The 19,286-nt window shown below is 33.3% G+C and carries 22 protein-coding genes; 16 read left to right on the top strand and 6 right to left on the bottom strand.

Going from position 1 to position 19,286, the window contains the following annotated elements:
- Nucleotides 1-863 precede the first annotated feature (863 nt).
- The 7 genes from H9655_RS18645 to H9655_RS18615 all read left to right on the top strand — a co-directional run bounded on the left by H9655_RS18645 (nucleotide 864) and on the right by H9655_RS18615 (nucleotide 5,593).
- Nucleotides 864-1,010, top strand: coding sequence for a hypothetical protein (locus H9655_RS18645; RefSeq protein WP_191816758.1), 147 nt, complete (start codon nucleotides 864-866; stop codon nucleotides 1,008-1,010).
- Between the two features lie 135 nt (nucleotides 1,011-1,145).
- Nucleotides 1,146-1,982, top strand: a complete 837-nt coding sequence (locus tag H9655_RS18640; protein ID WP_191816757.1) for a DUF1835 domain-containing protein — start codon at nucleotides 1,146-1,148, stop codon at nucleotides 1,980-1,982.
- 659 nt (nucleotides 1,983-2,641) lie between these two features.
- Nucleotides 2,642-2,920 carry a zinc-ribbon domain-containing protein gene (locus H9655_RS18635; protein ID WP_191816756.1) on the top strand — a complete coding sequence of 93 codons (279 nt, stop codon included), beginning with the start codon at nucleotides 2,642-2,644 and terminating at the stop codon, nucleotides 2,918-2,920.
- Between the two features lie 197 nt (nucleotides 2,921-3,117).
- Nucleotides 3,118-3,288: a hypothetical protein gene (locus tag H9655_RS18630; RefSeq protein WP_191816755.1), complete on the top strand. Its 171-nt coding sequence runs from the start codon at nucleotides 3,118-3,120 to the stop codon at nucleotides 3,286-3,288.
- Nucleotides 3,289-3,864: 576 nt separating this feature from the next.
- On the top strand, nucleotides 3,865-4,374 hold the full coding sequence (locus H9655_RS18625; protein WP_191816754.1) for a hypothetical protein: 510 nt from the start codon (nucleotides 3,865-3,867) through the stop codon (nucleotides 4,372-4,374).
- Between the two features lie 603 nt (nucleotides 4,375-4,977).
- On the top strand, nucleotides 4,978-5,271 hold the full coding sequence (locus H9655_RS22945; RefSeq protein ID WP_191816753.1) for a TnsD family Tn7-like transposition protein: 294 nt from the start codon (nucleotides 4,978-4,980) through the stop codon (nucleotides 5,269-5,271).
- Nucleotides 5,240-5,593 (top strand): TnsD family Tn7-like transposition protein, encoded by a 354-nt coding sequence (locus H9655_RS18615; RefSeq protein ID WP_191816752.1) that lies wholly within the window; start codon nucleotides 5,240-5,242, stop codon nucleotides 5,591-5,593. The genes H9655_RS22945 and H9655_RS18615 overlap by 32 nt, the downstream gene beginning before the upstream one ends.
- A gap of 368 nt (nucleotides 5,594-5,961) precedes the next feature.
- On the opposite strand, the gene H9655_RS22565 is transcribed toward H9655_RS18615, so the two are convergent.
- The 4 genes from H9655_RS22565 to H9655_RS22560 all read right to left on the bottom strand — a co-directional run bounded on the left by H9655_RS22565 (nucleotide 5,962) and on the right by H9655_RS22560 (nucleotide 7,861).
- Entirely contained in the window at nucleotides 5,962-6,162 is a 201-nt protein-coding gene (locus H9655_RS22565; RefSeq protein WP_225230750.1) for a hypothetical protein, read from the bottom strand.
- Nucleotides 6,163-6,240: 78 nt separating this feature from the next.
- Nucleotides 6,241-6,558 (bottom strand): hypothetical protein, encoded by a 318-nt coding sequence (locus H9655_RS18610; protein WP_191816751.1) that lies wholly within the window; start codon nucleotides 6,556-6,558, stop codon nucleotides 6,241-6,243.
- Between the two features lie 152 nt (nucleotides 6,559-6,710).
- On the bottom strand, nucleotides 6,711-7,289 hold the full coding sequence (locus H9655_RS18605; RefSeq protein ID WP_191816750.1) for a hypothetical protein: 579 nt from the start codon (nucleotides 7,287-7,289) through the stop codon (nucleotides 6,711-6,713).
- Nucleotides 7,290-7,642: 353 nt separating this feature from the next.
- Entirely contained in the window at nucleotides 7,643-7,861 is a 219-nt protein-coding gene (locus tag H9655_RS22560; RefSeq protein ID WP_225230749.1) for a hypothetical protein, read from the bottom strand.
- 312 nt (nucleotides 7,862-8,173) lie between these two features.
- Here H9655_RS22560 and H9655_RS18595 point away from each other — a divergent pair, with 312 nt between their 5' ends.
- From H9655_RS18595 to H9655_RS18585, 3 genes are all read left to right on the top strand, one after another.
- The gene (locus H9655_RS18595) at nucleotides 8,174-8,998 is read left to right on the top strand and encodes a hypothetical protein (protein ID WP_191816749.1); all 825 of its coding nucleotides are present in this window, start codon (nucleotides 8,174-8,176) and stop codon (nucleotides 8,996-8,998) included.
- Nucleotides 8,999-9,120: 122 nt separating this feature from the next.
- Entirely contained in the window at nucleotides 9,121-9,906 is a 786-nt protein-coding gene (locus H9655_RS18590; RefSeq protein ID WP_191816748.1) for a DUF6414 family protein, read from the top strand.
- A 4-nt stretch (nucleotides 9,907-9,910) separates the two neighbouring features.
- Nucleotides 9,911-11,059, top strand: a complete 1,149-nt coding sequence (locus H9655_RS18585; RefSeq protein ID WP_191816747.1) for an AAA family ATPase — start codon at nucleotides 9,911-9,913, stop codon at nucleotides 11,057-11,059.
- 749 nt (nucleotides 11,060-11,808) lie between these two features.
- Here the strand turns inward: H9655_RS18585 and H9655_RS18580 are convergent.
- Nucleotides 11,809-12,822 carry a serine hydrolase domain-containing protein gene (locus tag H9655_RS18580; protein ID WP_404826116.1) on the bottom strand — a complete coding sequence of 338 codons (1,014 nt, stop codon included), beginning with the start codon at nucleotides 12,820-12,822 and terminating at the stop codon, nucleotides 11,809-11,811.
- A gap of 345 nt (nucleotides 12,823-13,167) precedes the next feature.
- Between H9655_RS18580 and H9655_RS18575 the strand changes: the two genes are divergently transcribed.
- Nucleotides 13,168-14,571, top strand: coding sequence for an HD domain-containing protein (locus tag H9655_RS18575; protein ID WP_191816745.1), 1,404 nt, complete (start codon nucleotides 13,168-13,170; stop codon nucleotides 14,569-14,571).
- 537 nt (nucleotides 14,572-15,108) lie between these two features.
- Here the strand turns inward: H9655_RS18575 and H9655_RS18570 are convergent.
- Nucleotides 15,109-15,453, bottom strand: coding sequence for a hypothetical protein (locus H9655_RS18570; RefSeq protein WP_191816744.1), 345 nt, complete (start codon nucleotides 15,451-15,453; stop codon nucleotides 15,109-15,111).
- A gap of 286 nt (nucleotides 15,454-15,739) precedes the next feature.
- Between H9655_RS18570 and H9655_RS18565 the strand changes: the two genes are divergently transcribed.
- From H9655_RS18565 to H9655_RS18545, 5 genes are all read left to right on the top strand, one after another.
- Nucleotides 15,740-16,069, top strand: a complete 330-nt coding sequence (locus H9655_RS18565; protein WP_191816743.1) for a hypothetical protein — start codon at nucleotides 15,740-15,742, stop codon at nucleotides 16,067-16,069.
- Between the two features lie 864 nt (nucleotides 16,070-16,933).
- The gene (locus H9655_RS18560) at nucleotides 16,934-17,470 is read left to right on the top strand and encodes a GNAT family N-acetyltransferase (protein WP_191816742.1); all 537 of its coding nucleotides are present in this window, start codon (nucleotides 16,934-16,936) and stop codon (nucleotides 17,468-17,470) included.
- A 186-nt stretch (nucleotides 17,471-17,656) separates the two neighbouring features.
- Nucleotides 17,657-18,124, top strand: a complete 468-nt coding sequence (locus tag H9655_RS18555) for an NUDIX domain-containing protein (protein WP_191816741.1) — start codon at nucleotides 17,657-17,659, stop codon at nucleotides 18,122-18,124.
- Nucleotides 18,125-18,168: 44 nt separating this feature from the next.
- The gene (locus H9655_RS18550; protein WP_191816740.1) at nucleotides 18,169-18,648 is read left to right on the top strand and encodes a hypothetical protein; all 480 of its coding nucleotides are present in this window, start codon (nucleotides 18,169-18,171) and stop codon (nucleotides 18,646-18,648) included.
- Between the two features lie 27 nt (nucleotides 18,649-18,675).
- Entirely contained in the window at nucleotides 18,676-19,161 is a 486-nt protein-coding gene (locus tag H9655_RS18545; protein ID WP_191816739.1) for a GNAT family N-acetyltransferase, read from the top strand.
- Nucleotides 19,162-19,286: the final 125 nt, after the last annotated feature.

Below are 19,286 nucleotides of genomic sequence, written 5' to 3'. Positions count from 1 at the left end.
CATCCCACCCTGGCTATGAAGGAATAGAACCATGGAAGATTCCCTCAAAAAATGTAAGGGGATAAATCATATCACTAGTTAATAGTTGAAAACAGTGGTTTAGAATTTTACACAATATTAAGGACTTGACTCTCGGAATTGGGGTTTAGTCGGAAAACTTTATTTTAACTCGAACGGTGGAATGCGGGTTTGAGGTGGGGATTTTCGGAAGGGTTTATTTGTGTTGTACATAGGAGAGAGAAGAAATTAGTTTAGCTTGTAATATTACACCCATAATTGGAGTATGAGAGACAAGACTCAGTATACAGTGTAGATTTACAATGAAACTTAATAAAGTGTGTAACTGTTGAGAATTCTAATGCAAAAAGGACTAAGCTATTGTCACTATATAAAATTAAGGTTCCTTAAATAAAAAAAGCGTTCCTTATATAAAATTAATGTTCCCAATCCGAGGGTTTTTCCGGTGCTTTTCCCGGCAGACCTTCGGTTTTTTGTGTGAAATTCGGTGGAGTTCCAATCGTAATCCAACCCCAGTTTCAATCAAAATCCAATCCGAATCCAATCGCTTTTTTCAATTTTGTATTACATCAATCCTTTGTACAGTAAGGTTTATAGCTTTTTCGGTAAGTTTCCCTACGGTATAAGATGTATCCTTTCCAGTGTTTTTCCTCACTGATTAGAATCAGAAAGTCCTCAATCATCTATCCCGTATTCATCTACTCTGGAACGTAATTTTTTTATACAAATGGGTGCAAAATCGTTACAATTTTGGGCCAATCATGGAAAATAGTAGGAACGTAATTATTTTATAAGCGAAACTGAAGCGGGGGGTGAAAGGGAAGTGAGCCCTTGGTGGATAAGGGATGGAGGGGGATGGGGAAAGAAGGGGCGTTGGAATGGTATTTTTCGATGGGGACACAGTAGATGGCGATGGTTTTATGGAAGATGAGACGTGGAGAAACATTTTGAAGCTGAAACTTTCATATGGACAATACCGTATTAGTGGTTAATATTAAATAGAGAGTGATGAGGTAAAATACTGAAATTTGATTTAATTGAATAAAAATAAACGGATATTCTTACTGATTGGAGAAAAGCAGGATGAAGAAAAGAAATAAGTCATACCAACTGAGGAGTAAAAAAGGATGATACATATTCTATCTAGTGCATCAGCTTCTGGTAGTTTGCAATTTGCTTTAAAAGAGATGGGTCTTGATAAAAAGGAAAGAATAATTTCTTTTTATGATATATTCTCCATAGGCCCGGTCTGGGGATTAAATGAAGGGATTGGCGTAAAATTAAGAAATGAGTGGATGGAACAATCCATGAGTGATAAGTTTTTTGAATACAATGGTTACAGGGAACATTTTGAAATGGTAATGAATCAAATCAACCTTATACCTGAAGGCGAGCATGTGACTATTTGGGTTTCTGATAACGCTCATGAACAAACAGGGATGCGGTATATAGTATATCTTTTAAAAGAGAAAAACATTGATATTACGGTTATTAATACGACAGTAGCATATAAAGAGCTTTTTCAGGTTAAAAAAGTAAAATACACGGTACTTCATACAGGTGAAATACCTCCCGATAAGTTTCAAATTATTTATGAACAGGATTTTGGACAGTTTTTAACATTATTTACAGACCATGATCGAGAGGAGTTAGTGAGGGAATGGCTTTCTCTTGGTAAAAGTCATGAAACGTTAAGAATATGGCGGAATGGAAGGATTCAAAGTATCACTGAAGATTACTATGATGATTTTATTGTAAAAAAGGCAAAAAGGTTTTTTGGTAAACAAAATGAATTTATAAGTGTAGCTAGAGTAATTGGAGAAGTGCTAGGGCATTTGGATCAATATATAGGGGATGCTTTTCTCGAATATCGAATAAGGAAGTTGATTGATGCTGGGGTATTTGAACTGGAAGGTGATCTGAAGTCAAGACGTTTTTATAGTTTGAGGTTAAACAGAAATTAAAGCGAATAGTAGTGCTAGGGAGGTATGTCCCTGTTACTTTCCACTTCCCCACGCTAAAAAGTCGGTACCTACTGCTAAATAGTTGGTATCGGGAGCGAAGGAAGAGAGAAGAAAAAGAGCAGGCGAACAATATGTACTCAATTAATAATCAATCGTAAAATCAATATAAATCCAGGTTGAATTCAATACGGGTTCAGTCTTTTTCTTTTGCTCCAAATCTGTCCAATCCCTTATTCAATCAGGGTTTTAGTCGTTTTTTTAATCCGTAAATCCATTGGGTTTCCAATCTCTATTCAATGTGTTTCCTTACCCTATAACCGTTCCAAAATGGCTCCGTTTTCCATCTTATCTCCTGATTCTTTTCTCCATTACGGGAGCATATTTCATTGTCCGAATATTTAATGCAATCTAGAACGTAAAAAAAGAGGACGAAAATGGAGGTTTTGGGGAAGAACTTAATAACATAATAGAGGGAAGATAAAATCGAGATAAGAGGGTGAAAGCCTTGAGAGAAAAGGGGTTGAGGGGGAGTGGCTTTGGATACCGACATTTTAGCAGGGATATATAGAGGAGAAAGTAATGATGGGGAGTAAGACGAAATAAGACAATAGTGGTATTCTTGAATTAATAAATTGTTATCACGATACATGGAGAGAAAAATGAAGAACACAAGAGGTTTCATTGCAGAAGAACGACCTGATTTAATTGAAGAATGGCATCCATTAGAAAATAATGAGGACACTTTAGTCAATGTAAGATCTGGATCAGATAAGATCATTGTTTGGAGGTACAAAGAATGTGAGCATGTTTGGAAAACACAAGCAAAAAGTAGGGCAATAAAAAATACTGTATGTCCAAAATGCCATGAAAGATATAATGTTAGCTTTCCAGAACTGAAGTATAACCATATGAAAAGCCTCTTACTTTATCTTCTTTAGAAGGATTACAAACCCTCTAAACCAATGGGTAAAGAATTAATGTAGTATTCTTCAACTAATGGGTGCAAGAGTTAAAGATGAGGATCGCTGGAGCGTTCTTTTTTCTTATTTAACAAACGGGGCAGGTATACTAATAGGGAAAACAAAGTGGATTAAATTTTAACTACTAACTAAAATTTTTTGAAGGGAGAAGAAAAATGAAAAAAGTAAGAATTTTATTTTTTGCTGGCACACTCTTATTTATGTTAGGAATATATTTATCCACTATTTTATTGACTCATTGGGTTATAATCGGTACATTACTTGCAATAATCGGTGGATTTTTAATGGGTGGTAGCTTATATTTCTTGCCTAAACCTAAAAAGTAAACATCCTTCTAATAAATCTAAATGTACCTGTTCTTCAAGTTATGGTTGTCTTTTCTTATACCACAAGAAAGATTTTGAAACATCACACTTATAGAAACGGGTGCGTTAGTGAAAATATTCGCTTTCAGAATTAATCAACTCTTTTAAAATACTACTCTTAAATCAGCTTGATAAGAACTCATTTTGATCAATCTTTTATCAAAATGGGTTCTTATTTCTAAGTGCTAAATGTAGGTTTAGAAGGTCATTATGATCGAACCTGATTATAAGGGCTACGTGGGTAGCCCTTTCCTCGCATCATTTGCTATATTGTATGCAAACAGTGGCTCGAAGCTCCGCATAGCTGGTTCAATCTGTCTGCAACGCTCAATGTTGATTAGAGGAAAAAAATACCTCTAAACAGTATAACTGGAGCATGGATAGACTAATTAGGAATATAGGGCTCCTTCTATTGTTATCTTTAAATTTATTTAATCCTCATATTCCTGTTATCTAAGCTATATAATTTATAAATTTGTAGTTTAGTGTTTAATTAAATAAATTACACGTTTCATTTAGATGAAAAGGGGTGTCTTTATGGGGGAAGTTAGGGTAGATTATACTGGATGGGAATATTATGACCAATTAATTAAACAGTATGGAGAACAAAATGAAGATTATTATATATATTTCTATGGTTATAAATCTGTTTATGTTGATGAAATAAAAGGACTGTCATATGAAGGTGTTTTAAGACAAAAAAAATTAGATCGGTTATATCAATCAATTAAAAAGTATGGTTATTTATGTGAAAGATATCGAGATTTACATTTAATCTACTTACCTAATAAAACATACACAGTAGCCACTGGTGGGAACCATAGACCATATTTAGCCAAACTTTTAGAAATAAAGAAGATAATAGGTATGGTAGAAATATTAATACCGAAAAACCTGCTTGCTGACGAGCAGATTCTTGAATGTGAAAAAATACTAGATGAAGAAGGAATTGATGTTCATACACGAAATCCTTACTTCTACAAACTTTGTGAAGAATATGATTTGCTTCCACCAAAAATGAAAATAAGAATTAGCAAAAAGGAATGATAAGGTATGAGTAATGTTGAGATGCTACATAGAATTCTTTCCTTTTTTGGGCTCATTTGGTTCCACTATTATTTTCGTTTCTCCAATAATGTTCAACCTCAATGGATATACCAACCAGTCCTATGACTAAAGCAAAATTTGAAACTAGGATTAATAAATTTCATTGATCGGGTAAGAGAACCTAGTTATACAATTACGGAATAATTATATATAAGTAGATTATTTTCTTGCCTTATGAATTCAATCAATTAAATCGTTTGTCATTTGCTTTTCCTAAACCAATTCCAAATCCTAAAAGGACCGGTTTGCAACTGCCTTAACCATTTTAACAATCCTTCATTGTCTCGCTTTAACTCTTTCTTGGCATTATATATGAGCCGGTTTCAGTTAAGGGCAAATTAAGGCTCCTTCTTCTTAAAAACGTTCGTTGTGTTCCCTAAAAAAATTACATATTTTTATCAAGTTGCACTTTCATTTTTTGTAATTCTAATCCCTTTTTGTCACACCACGCTTTGTCTGTAGGCGTTTAATATGGTTAAGAAACAAACAGAATAGAGAATTAGTGTTTTTCTTGGCATTTAAAATTTGTGTATACACCTTGTCGTGAATTTCTATATTCGAGACAAAGGAATAGCTTCAGTAAATGGCAGTTTGTATACAAGTGAGGTTCAGCATCCCTTTTTGAATTACTATCCAGAGCAATATTTGAGATTAATGCAAAGTGAATTTAATCCGGGTAAACCGGCTAATTGGCTGCGATTATTTATAAGATACAATAACAAAAATAGAAGCCCGTTGCGTCATTTGCTCTTTCTACAGTTTCTTGACATTGATTTAGATGAATTCTTTAATATGGAGGGGATAGTTGGAAAAAAAGAGCATTGCAAAGCAGCATAGCCCTTCCTTTAGTCTTAAAGAGAGACGTATCCAATGGCTAAAGTTACTAGAAGAAAATAAATATGCAAACCAAAGTCAGTTGAAATACATAGGAAAAGGGCTTCATACATGGATTTTTAGATATGATAGAGAATGGTATGAGGAGGTTACACCAAAGAATCAAACGAGAAAGAAAAGGACGGAAACCGTGGATTGGGAAACACGAGATGTGGAGTGTTTAAAGTTAGCAAAGGAAGCGGTAAAACTGATTCTTGCTAAAGAAGGTAAGTCGGTAAGAGTAACGCCTTTAAGTATTAGAAGGACGATAGGTGCAGGTAGATAGCTTGAAAATAAAAAATTAGTAAAAACCCATAAATATTTAGAAGAGTTGTCTGAGGATATAAAAAACTTTCAGATTCGTAAAATCAAATGGGCTATCAATGAAATGATTCAAAATAGAATATCGATTACACCATATAAAATTCAAAGGTATGCTGGATTTGATGGGAACAGTGAAGAAGTAAGAAGATTGATTTCTCAAATATTGGATAACATCGAATGATAAATGAGGAGGAGGGAGATAACATTCTTTCTATTTAATGTCTTGTGTGAAAAGTAAGATGTTTGTGATAGGTAGGGTATGAGGGAATAACGGTATTGTGCTAATCATTAGTTGCTAAACCGATTACCCTCGTACTTTTTTTGAAAAAACTATGAAAAATGTTCTTGTAGTGAATTACGCCATTCACCTGTTCTTATTCTTCGAATTATCTCTCTTTCAATTTTCATTCTATAATCTTCAATATCAGTTTCTAGTTTCTGAGAGAATCCACAATTTTCGCATACAAACCTTGTAGGGCGGTTTGAATGATAGCCTTCTGCTGTTTTATTCGAGAGAACGAGATCATTCATGCAATCAGGACAAATAGGGTGTGGTGAATGATTTATTAATTTTAGCTTTCCGTCATAACTTCGATACCACTCAAGTATTCATAAAATGTTATTTATTTTATCTTGTCTGTAGTGCTCTTCTATAGAATGTCTAGCATAAGAGGGACCTTGTGAATTTATTTTGTTGGCAATTTTCTTAATGAACAAAAATAAGAATAGTGAAACAATAATTATCCAAAAAGGAACTTGGAAAGTTAGAATTAAAGTAATAAAATTCTTTATCCAGTTAACGATTAAGATAAGTGCTTCAATTACATTTACCTTATTTATATATGCTACTATTGGAGTTACAATAATAGTTCCAATCACGGTTCCAAGAATTGCAGAAACAGTTGGGTGTTTTAAAATTTCTTTCACTTATTCAAACCTCCTTTTCATTGTATAAATTTGTTTAGCAACAAAAAACTAAGTAGGATAAAGCTATATCAATTATAGAAGTTTATAGTACACTCTATGCTTAATTGTAGAAAATCGCTATAAAACCTTTAAGAATTTAATAAATACTACTGTTACCTAGTTTTGAAAGAATTAAAATCAATAAAGTTAATTTTATGGTCCTTGAATAGACTAGGATCTTTTTCTCGATAATAATTTTCTGCAGCTAAACAAATAGACTCACACAATTTGTCAATATTAACTCTAACAGTTTTTGTTTTCATTATTTTTGAATCATTACTAGACGGGTTTGTCCATGATAAACCAAATGAATCTGCTCCTCCTATTGCTAATTCAAATTCATATGAATAGTAAAAATCTGCATCTTCTTTGTTGCCCCAGTTTTTTATATCAGAATTTCCATCATGTAAGAAAGAACAGCGTAAAGAATAACACATTTCCCCTGTAAAATATGGATTTTTTGCTTTAGTGTAATCTTTTGTCCAACCTGTATTATCTGCAAAATATTGATTTGCCCAATTGTCAAACCATGTTGCAAATTGTTTTCCTACATTTCGTTTTCCATTCTTGTGTTTAAAATGTGGATATTCAATTTCCCCACAAATATCAGGTAAAGTTAAGGATAGTGCAAGTGCTGATAAATAACTTTTATTGCTGAGAGCAACGTTGATGTCATTTATTTTATCTAACATTATTTTCCCCCTATCAACTAAGAATCAGTTTCAAATTTTCTCCATATTTGATCACCATTTATTTGATTATTCGTCAGCGGTATACCTATAAATAGTATACTCCATAGTGTCTAACCTGCTTGTCCATCGCAATCCCGAGATTTCAGGAAGTAGATCTCTGTAATCTCCCAATTCAAAGTATGAATATCTGGAGTTCGATGTCCCGTATTAGCCATAAACTTTTTGAGTTGTAGGCTGGTTTGTGTACACTGATCAAAAGCCTTTCGACCAAATCAATTTCCTATGACCACAGTTTCTCCTCGGGTGTTTTTTCACCAGCCAGACGACCAGCATAAATCTTTAAGTTGTTAGAATCATTTGTAACCCCCCAATTTTCTTGTAACTCGTTTCCCCAATGTTTGTTGGTCTACTTTTCCTATGTAGAGTAAAACGTCCTTTCCATACACGGGTTGTTTACAGTAAATTTGATAGATTCCGTAATCTTGGGAAATATCTTGTAATTTTGTTATAGTCTCTAATGAATAAGGGCCTACCCAATCAATTTGAATTAACCTCAACATTCTTTCTTGCATGTAAAGTTCTCCTCTTTTTATTTTTGCGGGAGTGTCTCTTAATTCCAGTAAAGAATTCATAAGGTACTAGAAAATTATACTATTCCTAGACAATTTTGTGTTATAAATTGGAATATAGATATATGTGATTCACCTGAGATTGAATATTCAAGAGGTAATTAGGGATAGTAGTTTCACAGTTATCACTTTTTCTCTGTGGATGTCTGTATCTCAAAGAGTAATTCACAAACAAAATATGAATGGGAGCAAGATAAATGGGGTTAATTTTAGATAGTAGAGAAGGATAAAAGTTTAGCTCAATTATGCAGATGTTTGAATATTCCAATTCGAAGAGTAATTTATAGTAACGGAAATGGTTGGTTAGAGCAGGTTCTAAGTTGTATAGGGCTTTCTTCCCTAGTAGAAGAATATGAAAATTATTTCAATCCAAACACCTTTAATAGGGGCTATACAAATGATAATGATTCTTTCAATCCCGAATTAGGAATGATGAAGCTCTGTAATAAAATTAAGTCTGAGAAAGAGCATTTAAATGAGTTTCTCAATGAAATTTTTAGGAGATTGGATGAAATTGAAGATTCTTCTCATTTAAAACAGATTCAGAATTGTCTTGAGTTATTAGGCTACGCTTTGCAAATTGAAAATACGGATATGGGTGACAGGTACTCCCTCCAATACCTGTCTTCAGGTGAGGTAGAAAGACAAAGCGATATGTCTGTTATGAGGCAGGAACTTAATTTAGGTTATCCAGAAGTTCTTAGACATTACAATGAGGCTTTAGAAACTTATAGTAATGGCAATTTCAAAAGCTGTATAGATAATTGTAGAACAGCTTTTGAAAAAATATTAACTAAACTTGATACTGAAAATGGTGATTATTTAAGGGGCATTCTGGTTGCTACAGATGAAAGAATTACCCAAGATGGTGCAGAGCTTAAAAGTAAAAAGAGGATTTTTAAATATTGGTTAGACAATAATAAAGGTGCGAATAGATACCGAATAATGGCCACTTTATATAGTGGTATGTCTGGATTGGGAGCACATGGCGAAGATAACCCTTCACAGGAAGATGCGTTAATGATCTTGAGAATGACTGAGGATGTATTCTTATGGTTGATTCAAAAGAGTCGTATCTAGTATAAGAGAAGTGTGATGAATAATCATAGGGATAGATCGAAGAGGATTCCTTATAAATCCATTTAATTGTTACAATAGAATAAAGGTAGATTATAAGTAAATAAGTGCTGGAGGAGAATTGAATGAAAAAGATTGTTTATTTTGATGAAGAATCTGTAACTGACTACTTACAAATATCAAATGGTGGAAATTTGAATAAAACTACTGAACTATTGAAAGAAACGGGAAAGAATGCTCAGATAGATGGAAAAGCAGGTGTGGGAACAACAAAAGATAATGTTTTTTCCAATTTTTTAAATGCTTTAATTGGTTTTAGTGGAAATGTAGAAGTAAATGCAGCAGCTGGTGCTAAAGTGAAAACAGATAATATCGCAAAAACGATTATTCAAAATACAATTTTGACTGATTTTCTTGACAGTTTAGGTAACGATAATTCAGCTATTGAAGAATTCAAAGACTATATTTTGGAAGCTGAAAAGGATTCATTAACATACATTGTAATGATTAGTCCATTTATGTCTATGATTAGTGGTAATCCGGCTTTAGACGAAACTGGTGAGTATGATTTGGTGATTGATAAAATAGACGAAACAATACGGAATGCAAAGGGATACTATGAATTTATTGGTATAGGTAGTAAGACTGAGCATGAAGAAGTTGTTTTTAGATTTAATATAAATGCTTTTAAAAATAATTACAATATAACAGATTTAAGAAAAATGAACTTAATTATTCATGCAATGCACGTAGGATTTGCAAAAAAAAGTGACTTAACATTTAATGGTGAATTTGAGTTGAATAATAAGAAATCAAATAATCCAAAGTTTGGTGAAAGAGATTCTAACAGAGAAGCCGATGAAGAAGTAAGTTTGAAGGTATACGATGTGTTAATTGCAGGAGTTGAATAGAACTATGGAAAATGTATTTATTTTTATAGGGTCAAAGAAAGACTTCAATAATTTCCTATTAGAGAGAAATGTTGATGATACAGCTTTGAAATTTATGGATTTAATCCGACAATATAATGAGTTAGTAAGAGCTTCGAATGTAGGGTTCCTTGACAGAGCTGCTCGGTTCACAACAGGATATAAAGAGGAAGTGGAAAATTGTGTAGTGCGATCAGAAGATTTTGCGTCTGTATTGGAACATGTCGTCACAAATTTTTCTCAAATTATCTCTTTAGGCCATGAAATTATGGATCTTTATCTTCATAATCCACCGAAACGAGTAATAGAAACACTGAAAATCGAGTGTGATTCAAATATTGAATATAGGTATTCTGAATATAGAAAGATTAAGAAGGAGAGTTTAAGGGAGGTTTCTAGCCAGTTAGACGGCTTTGTAATTGGGCAAAAGGGTGCTAAAAGGAAAGTATTATCGGGCTTGTATAGACTCTCAAAAAAGGATGATAAGAAACCAATAGTGATGCTTTTCCAAGGGCCCTCTGGAGTAGGGAAAACAGAGTTAGCGAAATCATTAAGTGATTATCTAGGCGGAGATTTATTACGTATTCAATTTTCTATGATGCAGACAAATGAAGCATCAAACTATATCTTTGGGGATAAACATTCTAAATCTTCATTTGCAAGAGATCTATTACAAAGGGAATCAAATATTGTTCTAATTGACGAATTTGATAAAGTTCATCCAAGTTTTTATAATGCTTTTTATGAGATCTTTGATGAGGGGAAATTTAATGACTTAAATTATTCAGTAGATGTGAAAGATTGTATATTTATACTAACGAGTAATTTTAAGAATGAGGCTGAAACTATAAAGAAGTTGGGAATGCCAATTTATTCCCGAATCAGTTCGAACATTAGTTTTGATGAATTAAATGATAGTGAAAAGGTTGAAGTTATAACAAGGACTTATGAAATTGTTATCTCAAATCTGGATTTGGAAGAAGTTAAAATTGTTGAGGAACTAAATATGAAAGAGTGGTTCATTGACCATGCTTCAAATTACAACAACATTCGTTTGCTAAATTCAAGGATACAAGAAGCAGTATACGATGCTCTTACATCCAGATTGTTGGACCAAATTATTGTGGATAGGTAAATAGTAATTTTGAAGTTGGTGTTAAGGGGTTTCTGACATGGAGAGGTGGAGTCCTAATAAAATAACCTATTAAAAAGCATAGAGAAGGAGGACAAACTTCATATTTCTTATTTCATAATTGTTCTTTCATTCCTATGTTAAAACAAAAATAAACTCTTCCCAGTAAAAATAAACTTTTCCGATTCGCAACCGATTTTCGATTCTGGATCAATATTATCCCGGGTTTTCCTCAATAGGAATCCGGGATTTTTTTTTTGTTTAATTCAATAGTAAATCAATATATTTTCAATAGTTTTATGAGGATTCAATCTTACTAAACCCTTGCTATATCAGGCTTTTTTCAATAGTTTACTCATGCAGTATTCCAATAAGAGACCAAAGGTTTTCTCCTCATCTTTCGCCATCTTTTTTCTTCTCTCCCCAATTCTTTTCTCCGCCTTGTTCTTCTCTCCCTTATTGGAGATTTCTATTTTAACTCGAACGGAAGAATGCGGGTTGAAGGGGTCGATTTTGAGAAGAGTTTATTTTGGTTGTACAAAAAGTGTAAAACAAAAATAAACATTTGCTTGTCCGACCCTGATTTCGTTAAAAAATACTTTTACGAACTCGGGGTCTTTTCATGCCAAATACCTTATTATTCCTAGATTCTTTCTTTTCTCGCTTTTTTCTTATTTCACAAATGTTTTTTATAACTTCGTAAAACAAGGTGAAGAAACAGGCGGATAAACAGTTAAATAATTGTAAGATAGTTAATTAAACGTATCTGCTACTATATTACTGAATTCCCTTAGATAATGGAGGTAGTTGTCTCCACCATAGTTATATCGCTTATTATACATTTTTGCTACAACGAGGTTATATTTAGGGATAACTAGCAGGGTTGGACCGGTTATTCCTAAGATTTGATAAGAATTTTTTGGTACTCTCTCTCCTATTTCGCTTTTATGAGATGGCGTATCTTGTACATACCAAAACAGGCCGTTTAGTGGTGTTTTTTTATCTTTGTAATTCGGGCTTTGTACTTTGGTAGCTAATCTAATAACTTCTTTTGGCACTATTTGTTTACCATTCAGAAATCCCTTATTCAAATGGAGATTACCCCATAATGCAAATTCACGAGCTGTTGTATGAAGGTTTGAGTCACTTCCATCATTTGTACTTCCTAAACTATACGTTGCAGCTTTGTTTGGATTATCAATCACTTTCACTAGTTCTTTTTTAGGGTTTGTATACCAAGCAGTATCATAGAGATCTAATGGTAGAAATACCCTTTCTCTTAGTAATTCGGGATAACTCTTTCCATAAAGTCTGTTAATTAGTTCTGTCATCATTAATACGTTAATTCCTCTGTAAGCCCACCCTTTACCTGCGTTAAACTCTCTAAAAAGAGTCCCATCATTTTTCTGATGTATTCCGTGAGAATGTGTAACTAAATGCCTTATAGTTGTATTTGCAAGTAATGCTTTATCATATTCATCAAAGTAATCTACTGCATAGTCATCTATACTTTTAATTTTTTTTTCATACAAAGCAAAGGCTACCGCTAATCCTAAATAACTTTTTCTTGCAGATGCTACATTAAATTTAGAGGCTTCCGTAATAGGTGCTGAACTTACTAAATTTGAATGATAACCGCTGTATTGTTCTAATACAATTTCGTTATCCTTTATTACAACCAATGCAGAAGCACTGCTATGATTAAGTTCCTTTATTTCTTCTACATATGAAATTAATCTTTGATAGTTTACTGCCACTTTCTCCAATCCCCCGATTGCGACTAATTTAGAAATTTCTGGTAGTTTAAGTTTATCATAGGAGGCATCCGTTGAGAACAAGAGGATATCAATTCTAGTTTACTTGCAGAGTAAGATGCATAAGGGATATATAGACTTCTACGATGTTCATTTTTAGAGTGCTAGGGAGTTTTGTACCTTTTTTAATGTTAAAAGAGGAGAAGCAAATAGGGATTTATTGAAAGATTTCTCTCGATTTTTTCTGGTTTCATCCCAAAAGTAAAGGTGTTAAATAAAAGTTGTGAAAAAATGTAGAGATTTTATTGGAAAATAAATCCTGGGTGTTATAATTATTCAAAAAAGGAGGATACCAGGGTGAATGCTTTGAAGGAAGGGTTTATCACAAAGAGTAATTATCTTGTAAAGAGTGAAATAGAACTTTTGAAAGAAGCTGTTGATTTTGCTGATAAAGCCCACCTTGGACAAAAAAGGGCTACTGGAGAACCTTATATCACCCATCCAATAGCAGTGTGTGAAATCCTAATGAATTATCATGCTGATAATACATCTCTAATTTCAGCATTACTTCATGATGTTGTTGAAGATACGCATGTATCTATCACTGAAATTGAGCAAAAGTTCGGCAAACAGGTCTCAAACATTGTAGAAGGCTTAACTAAAGTGGAAAAAGGAAAGTTAAAAAAAGAAGAGTATAGTGCAATAAATACGGAGAAATTGCTGTCAGCTTCTGTAAAAGACATTAGGGTAGCAGTTATCAAAATCGCTGATAGGTTGCATAACATGAGAACACTAGCTGTTAAAAGAGTAGAAAAGAAAGTTCCCTATGCCAATGAAACTTTAATCTTTTTCTCTCCTCTTGCAGAAAGATTAGGTTTATATAAACTTCAAGAAGAGTTAGAAGAAATTGGTTTTGGTTATTTAAACCCTCCTAAATTCAATAACATAAAAAAATTAATAAATAATTACTCCAATATTTTTGTAGATATATTTAATAACTGCTCTAAAGAGATACAGAAAGAAGGAGGTTCACTAATTGTTGATCTGGAATGGAGCCAAAAACCATTGTATAAATCCTACTCCTTATTACAAGAAGAGCATGACCTATCTGAGTTGTTTTTTATAAAAGTTATTACAAATTCAATAATCGATTGCTATACCGCTTTAGGTATGATACATAAATTGTATAAGCCTTTGGCACATCAAATGACAGATAATATCGCAATAGAGGTATCACCATTCTTAAAACAAATAAACACAAAAGTGCTAATCAATAATATAGAAGTGAATTTTATAATTCAATCTGAGAGAGATAAGAATATGAATGACACTGGAGTGTTTAGTTTATTGAAAAATGGTTTAACAGAGGGAGAAGTAAAGACTTTAAGTAGAAATTTATTAGGAGACTCTATACATACTATAAAATCTATTACTAAAAATCCGATTGAATTTGAAGAATTAATTTCCTTTGAACTACTTCAAAAGGAATTAACAGTCTTTACTCCTAAAATGGATGTGGTGTCATTACCAGAGGGTTCTACCATTATTGATTTTGCATTTTCATTAAATATTCAACTGGCTAAAAGGATGTTTCTTGCAAGAGTTAATGGGGAATTAAAGCCTGTTAATACTGTTGTTAACGATATGGATATAGTAGAAATACTTACAAATATTAAAGAGCTGGTTAACCCTGTTTGGTTAAATCATGCTAAAACCTCTAAAGCACTTAAAGAAATTAGCGATTTATTAGGAGTTGAATAATTCATTTAGCATTTTCATTGGTGCCCTTTCCTGCGGTCAAGGAGCACAGGTTACTTGCTAAGCTCGTTCTCTTATTGGATTTTTTATTAATGTGTAGAAAATAAAAAGTAAAGAGAGGAGCGATAGCGACTCTCGTTGATCGTTTCCCTTTATCGAACGGAGAGTAGCAGAGGGGGATAAAGGGAGATATCTACTTATTAGAAATTAGGGTATTGTATCAAGCTTCTATCTAAATCAATTCCGGTGTCAATTTTTTAATTTCTTCTGTATCTGCCAGACTAAACTTTGCTAATAAGTCTTTTAGCAAATATACCGCCACAGATGATAATAAACAAAGCAGTTTTAAATATGGGCGACTGTTAAAGTTGCAAAAGTAATAACCACCCATTTAGGCAGGCCTAATTCAATTATAAATTTAAATATCTTGGATAATTTCAATTTTTCACCTTCAATATTTTCTAAGGCCCCTATATTATTTTGCTGCGTTTCCTCGTAAGTTCTTAAACTTATAAAAAAATTAAACCAGACCTTCTAATGCTATACCATATCAATAATCTCAGGATCATTATTACTTTTAAAATTTTGTTCTTGAATAAATAGCTTGTAAGCAATATTCCCTATAGTATTAGTAGCAACCACATCTACGGTACCACCAATAATTCCTCCTAAACCTGTTAAAAATCCAATAGTAGCACTTTTGGTGTTTTGCCATAGTATTAAACTTTTAACCTTCTCATCTAAGGTCCCACTTTTTTGTAAGTAACTATCAGCTAACTCTATGGCGGTGTCCATTCCAGGTACACCACCATTAATTGCTTTATCATAAGACCAATCTAATGCCTTTATTATTGCATCGTGTGCTAAAGATTTTGTTTTAGACAATTTTACTCACCTTTCTATTAAAGAATTATGGTAATATTATACTGTGAAACTAAGTGGTGGGAACTATTTTTTCTCTTAAATAATATTAAATAGAGATGTGATGAAACAATTGTAATTTAGTGTGAGTCATTTAATTTATATGGAAAATATTGCTATAATTAGTATGGAATTTGAAATGGAGAGAATGCATACATTTAGGATACAGGTAGAAGAAAAAAGTTATTATTACTTTAAGGGCTAGCAAATGGCATGGCTGAGAAAGTTGAAAAAATGGGGGGATAGAGAAATGGAAGTGATATTAGGTTCAGGACTTCTTTTTTGCTACATCTATGTTACCTATTTTCTGTTTAATCTGTTACCAAAGATTATTGCTAGACGAACGAATGATTTTGTGAGGCAAATACTGTCGTCTTGGATTATTGTCGTGATTTCTTCCTTTATTATTTCACAAATGACTAAGGGGCATTTGGCCGTGTCCATCCTATTCGATAGTATTTTTTACTTTTCTATTGTCATTACTTTAGGCTTGAGTATTTTGTACTTTATCATAAGGATTGTTAACCCCTTACTCTATAAGAAAATAATCAATAAAATCCAAGTAAATATGAATCAATAGGTCAATTTATGAATGGAGCAGGACTGCTAAACAATAAATAAAACTCATGATGACAAAAACACTTATAAATGTAAAAATGAGAGACGGTAATTTTTTATAAGTATATATAAGAATCAACCCCACGATTATATGGATCAGTAAGAAAATGAGTATCAAGGTCATAGACTTCCTTTCGTATAACTTATTGGAGCAAGCTCATGGCACTCCTGCTCTCCGTGGTCCTACTTTTCTATGGATTTACGTTATCTAGTTCACTAATGGTTGTAAATATGCGAGTGTATACGTCCTTTACATACTCATCTGTAAATTCATCGTGATATAATCGGTATTCTATACTATTCGCTGTATCCTCTTCTTTTGAGGTGAGAATACCGACAGCATAGTTTACGTCGGGCGACCATTGCCATTTTTTGTTGAATGTATTCTCTTATATATAAAGGAGAAATACTATTGGCTGAGATAAAAAAGAAGAGAATGAGTGAATGTAAGTGAAAATTTCCATATTGTTTTTCAGATGCTTTTGTGAGGTTTTCTTTAGTAACGGCATCAAAAAGAACGTTCGGTTGTTTCTAGTTCATGAAAGGACATTTCAAAGAATTGAATGTTGTCTTCCTTTTTTTAGGTGGTTCACTAACGACGGCAATTGTCAAGGCGCTGCCTTTATAAACCTCAAAGATAGCTGAATCGCTACAGGCGCTAAGTAATAATACAAAGCTGAAGATGAAAATAGAAAAAAGCTTTTTCTTTCCAAAAATATCCCTACCCTAATAATTGAATATTAGCATAAAAACCGACTTATATTGAAGAAATATTAAGAATATAAAACCAAGACTTAATGACCATACATAAAGGAGAAGAAAAACAATGAATCAAACTTCTTTTACCATTAGAAAAGCGGTTATCGAGGATGCCATGGGTATAGCAAGAGTACATGTCGATAGTTGGCGCAGCACCTATGCTGCTATTTTTCCACAAGAATATTTAAATGGGCTTTCGTATGAGAAAAGGGAAACATTATGGAAAAACAATATTCCTCTCGGTGGCGTATATGTAGCTGAAAATGAGGTGGGTGAAATCATTGGATTTTCTTCGGGTGGGAAAGAGAGAAGTGGGAAGTACGATGCTTTTGATGGCGAACTATATGCGATTTATTTATTAGAGGAGTATCAAAGAAAAGGAGTGGGGTCGGCTCTGTTTGCAGCCGTTACTACTGAACTGAAACAAAAAGGATATCAATCAATGCTCGTCCTAGTTGTGGAGGATAATTACTCTCATCGATTTTATGAAGCCCTTGGTGGTGAAAAGATTGATTCTATTGAAATGAATATGGCTGGTGAGAAATACACGGAGATCGTGTATGGGTGGAGAGATCTAACTTCCTTTGACATCAGAAATCAATAAACTTTTTACATATCGTTAAAGTGCGATTCATACTCAATTGTTATCTTATTGATAGCGGGGATAGCATCAGTGGCTGTCAGTACATTTGGCGAAGGAGGAGCCAAATGTTTTTTTTGTTTAATTACAAGGAGAAAATTACCATATTTACTGTATAATAGGCTTATATAAATAGAAGGTGGGATTTTAATGACTTATCCAATAAGAGTGAGGGCATGTGCGCTGATCATTGAGAATGATTCGATTCTTTTGATTGAATATGAAGATGAGAGAGGCGTTCATTATAATTTACCTGCAGGCGGTGTAGAACCGAATGAATCAGTCATTGAAGCTGTGAAGCGAGAAGCGAAAGAAGAAGCATCAGTGGACGTAGAAGTAGGTCCTTTAGCATTTATATATGAGTATGCTCCCCACTTGAATGCGCATAAATCTGGTGATATTCATTCGTTGCAGTTAATTTTTGAATGTACCCTGACAAATGCCTCTGTTCCTAAACAACCAAAGTATCCTGATCCTAATCAAATAGATGTAAAATGGATTAAATTATCTGAATTAAATAACATCGTCCTATATCCCCATTTAGTAGAACATATTCTTACCTATCATCAACAGAAAAGAAATATTGAATTCATAGAAGAACAAACGATTAGGGGATAGTAGGTTTTGCTAGAATCATGATGAAAGTAAGGGGTTCAATATAAATGAAGTACAAAAAAACGAAAGTCATAGTTAGTATCATGTTGGTTAGTGTCGTTTGTGTGATGTTATTCAACTTTTTCAAGAAAGATATCTGGGATGTGAATGCTGATTTATTGAAAGAAGAGGTATTATCCATTGAATCATCTATAGAAGAGGTGAATTTATTGGATATCACCCCATTTGATTGGGATAAAGTTTATTTCTTTGGTCCTTATACTCCGAAAGAGTGGATATATGAAACGGTCGGATATAAATGGGATACTATTAGTGAAACAGTAAATGAAGGAATGAACCAAATTGTATTTATAAAGAATGATCAAGTAGTTTGTTATGTATATGGTTACCCAGAAAATACAGGGTATGGTATTTCTATGAGTGAAAATGCAAGTCAAATTCCTGCTGGTTTTGTCCTGAAGGCGGATGAACAGCGCCCATTTGAAGTGGCCTGGGATGATGATGTGGTTTACTTAAAAAGCAAATAGCAGACTTAATATAGTAAAAAGGAGAGAATGAGACTGAATACATCTGAAGAAGTTCAACTAGCATTTTATCGCGAGGAGCACTTAGACATTTTAAATAGATTCGAATTACCAGAAACGCAAGCGAAATTTACAGCATTACCAAAGGAAAAAGTAGCTGTTTCTGATGGGCAATATCGAGTGGTGATCCTTTCAAAAAAAGTTCCGGTAGGCTTTTTCCTGTTACATAGTACAAAAAGAGTAAGTGAATATACGACCAATCCTCATGCAATGTTATTGACAGCTCTTTCTATAGATTACAAACATCAGGGTAAAGGGTATGCTAAGGAAGCGATGGTCGATTTAAAAGCGTTTATCACCACTCATTTTCCCGATTGCAATGAAGTGGTTTTGGCGGTCAATCATAAAAATCTTCCCGCACAGAACTTATACAAGAATGTTGGCTTTGTTGATACCGGTGAGCGGAAAATAGGGAAAATTGGCGAACAGCTTATATTGAGATTAGAGATGAAGTAGTTTGATACTTTCGTAGGGTAGGAGAAACTAACCGTTGGCAACACAGGATGTCCAAGGGGGTAGCTTCCTACAAAAATCGACGGAGAACATGTATTCATTCATACGATGTATTTCGATTTTGATAT

This window comes from Cytobacillus stercorigallinarum (genome assembly GCF_014836495.1).
Classification (GTDB): Bacteria; Bacillota; Bacilli; order Bacillales; family Cytobacillaceae; genus Cytobacillus; species Cytobacillus stercorigallinarum.
The sequence above is the reverse complement of the archived record's forward strand: the minus strand, read 5'-3'. Positions and strand labels throughout refer to the sequence as shown.